At 64.6% G+C, this 3,089-nt stretch carries 4 protein-coding genes; 3 read left to right on the forward strand and 1 reads right to left on the reverse strand.

The annotated features are described in order from the left end of the window. The 3 genes from WBB85_RS22825 to WBB85_RS22835 all read left to right on the forward strand — a co-directional run. Window positions 1-632 (forward strand): AMP-binding protein (locus WBB85_RS22825; protein WP_432640862.1); only part of this gene is annotated, 632 nt, incomplete at its 5' end. Next, on the forward strand, window positions 629-1,942 hold the full coding sequence (locus tag WBB85_RS22830; RefSeq protein WP_432640863.1) for a hypothetical protein: 1,314 nt from the start codon (window positions 629-631) through the stop codon (window positions 1,940-1,942). The genes WBB85_RS22825 and WBB85_RS22830, both read left to right, overlap by 4 nt. Before the next feature lies 1 nt (window position 1,943). After that, entirely contained in the window at window positions 1,944-2,735 is a 792-nt protein-coding gene (locus tag WBB85_RS22835) for an enoyl-CoA hydratase-related protein (RefSeq protein WP_432640864.1), read from the forward strand. Window positions 2,736-2,781: 46 nt separating this feature from the next. Here the strand turns inward: WBB85_RS22835 and WBB85_RS22840 are convergent. Continuing rightward, on the reverse strand, window positions 2,782-3,089 hold a 308-nt coding region (locus WBB85_RS22840), incomplete at its 5' end, for a CoA-binding protein (protein WP_432640865.1).

Below are 3,089 nucleotides of genomic sequence, written 5' to 3' on the forward strand. Positions count from 1 at the left end.
GCCCGACCGAGACCACGATCATCAACACCGCCGAACCGCACCGGCCCGACAAGCCGGTCCTGTCCATCGGGCGGCCGACACCCAACAATACCGTCTATATCCTTGACGACGACCTGCGCCCCCTGCCCATCGGCGCGACGGGCGAGATGTGGGCGGGCGGCGATTGCGTTACGATGGGGTACCTCTCCAATCCGAAGCTGACGGCTGAGCGCTACCGGCCCGACCCGTTCCGCCCCGGCCACATGATGTTCCTCACCCGCGACCTTGGCCGCTGGACCGATACGGGCGAGCTGGAGCATTTCGGCCGCGTCGATGATCAGGTGAAGGTCCGGGGCTTCCGGGTCGAGCTTGACGGAGTGTCGCGCGCGCTGGAAGCGGCTGAGGGCTGCGCGCAAGCCGTCACGCTGAAATACGACGCCCGCAATCTGGTCAGCTTCATCTCCCCCGCCTCGGCCTGCCCGAAAGCGGCGGAACGGTCCGTGGCCGAGAAGCTGCCCTATTACTGCAAGCCCACCGTGATCCTGCCTCTTGCCACCCTGCCCCGCACCCCGCGCGGCAAGATCGACAAGCGGCTGCTTCTGTCGCTGGCGAAAGAGCATATCGAAGCCAATGGCGTAGAGGTGAACCAGTGACCACGGAGGCAACAAATTTCGAAACGCGCGGCGTCAACTGGCGACGCGTCACGCGACATCCGGCTCTGATGGAGTATCGTCGGTTGGTCTTTCTTGTGGCCGCCGTCAACCTCTGGATCTTTGCCGATGGCGTGTTGGACGGTCGATGGCTGACCGACGCTGGCTACGCGCTTGGCCAGATTGCCGACATGGCATTGATCAACCTCGCCATGGGCATGCTGATCCGTCAGCAACGGGTTGTGAACGCGCTTTTCTGGCTGGCCACGCGGATGCCTGTCAGCTGGCCGCTCTGGCTGCGCTGGTGGGCGGGCAAGGTCTTTCACTTCGGCGGGCTGCATTCGGGCGGCACGGTCACGGGCACGGTCTGGTTCGGCTTCCTGCTTTACGGCATGGCGGCGAACCGGCTTTCCGGCGAGGTCCTGCCCTCGGACCTGACGCTGGGGCTCAGCGCGACGATGCTGGGGCTGATGACCGTGATGATCGTCACCGCACTCGGCCCGATCCGCGCCCGGTTCCACAACCTCTTTGAAAAGGTGCACCGCTTCGTCGGCTGGACCGTGCTCGGTCTCTTCTGGGCACAGACCATATCAATCACCCGCGACATGGGCGGCGCGCTGACGGAAACACCCGCCTTCTGGGCGCTTAGCCTCATCACGCTCTCCGTCGCCTCGCCCTGGATGACGCTGAAACGGGTCAGGGTCGATACCGTCAAGCCCTCGGACCACGCGGTTTTGGCGCGGTTCGACTATGGCGACACGCCCTTTCCGGGCAGTTCCAATGCGATCAGCCTGACACCCTTCGGCGAATACCATTCCTTCGCGAATATCCCCGAACCGGACACGTCAGGCTACCGGCTGGCGATCAGTCGGGCGGGCGACTGGACGGGCCGGTTCATCGATACCCCGCCGTCCCATGTCTGGGTTAAGGGGATCACCACTTCAGGCGTCGCGCGGATCGAGGTTTTGTTCCGCAAGGTCGTCTATGTCGGCACCGGATCGGGCATCGGCCCCATCCTGCCGCATCTTCTGGCGGGCGAGGTGCCGAACCGGCTGATCTGGTCCACACGCTCCCCCCGAAAGACCTATGGCGAAGCGCTTGTGGATGAGATCGAGGCCCATACCGAGGCGCCGGTGATCTGGGACACCGACCGTCACGGCAAGCCCGACCTTTCCGCACTCGCTTTGCGCGCGGTGCGCGACAGCGGGGCCGAAGCGGTGATCGTGATCTCCAACCAGAAGCTTACCCGCAAGGTGGTGCATGACATGGAAAGCCTGGGCATCCCAGCCTATGGCGCAATCTGGGACAGCTGACATGTATGAGACGATTGACACCAGCGTCACCGGCCGGGTCGCGACGATCCGCTTCAACCGGCCAAAACAGCTGAACGCGCTGAATGCCCAGGTAGAGGCCGAGGTGCTTGATGCCGCCACGCGCTTTGATGCCGACCCGGAGATCGGCTGCCTGATTCTGACCGGCAATGACCGCGCCTTTGCCGCCGGGGCCGATATCGCCGAACTGGCGATGCAGACGCATGCGTCGATGCAGGCTGCCGACTTCTTCGCAGGCTGGGACCGGTTCGCCACCCTGCGCCTGCCGAAGGTCGCGGCGGTGGCGGGATACGCACTTGGCGGCGGCTGCGAGGTCGCGCTGATATGCGACGTGATCCTTGCCGCCGATACCGCCCGGTTCGGTCAGCCCGAGGTCAAGATCGGCTGTATTCCCGGCATCGGCGGCACTCAGCGACTGACCCGCATTGTCGGGCGGGCGCAGGCTATGGACATGATCCTGACCGGACGGATGATCGACGCAGAGGAAGCTTTGCGGATCGGACTCGTTAGCCGGGTGGTTCCCGCGAACGCGCTGGCGGAAACGGCGCAGGAGGTCGCCGCCACCATCGCGGGCTATCCGGCAGATATCGTCCAGATGGCGCGGGCGGCGGTGAACATGGCCGAGGAAACGCCGCTTCAGGCAGGACTGCGATACGAACGGCAGACCTATCACGCGCTCTACGGCCTGCCCGCCCAGCTCGAGGGCATGGCAGCTTTCCTTGACAAGCGCCCGCCGGTCTTCAACGGCGGGGCGGAACGGGACGCAGCGGCCTGACCGCCAAAGCACCACGTGACCAGTTCCCTTAGGACCGGACGCGCGCTCAGAGTTTCGAGGAAATCACACCCGTCGCAAACCCGCCCATGCGCAATTCGCCGAAAAGCCGCTGATACTCGATCTTCGGGCAGCGGTTCTGCACGACGGCAAGACCCGCCGCCCCGGCCCTGGCGGCGGCCTCGGCGTGCTCTACACCGATCTGCATCCAGATCGTCTTCAGGTCGGGCAGTTCTTCCATCGCCTGATCGACGATCGCGGGTACGGCGTCCGAACGGCGGAAAATATCGACCATGTCGACACCCGCGTCTTTCGGAATCGATGCCAGATCGGCATAGACCTTGCGACCAAGAATCT

The organism is Albidovulum sp. (assembly GCF_049646345.1).
Lineage (GTDB): Bacteria > Pseudomonadota > Alphaproteobacteria > Rhodobacterales > Rhodobacteraceae > Albidovulum.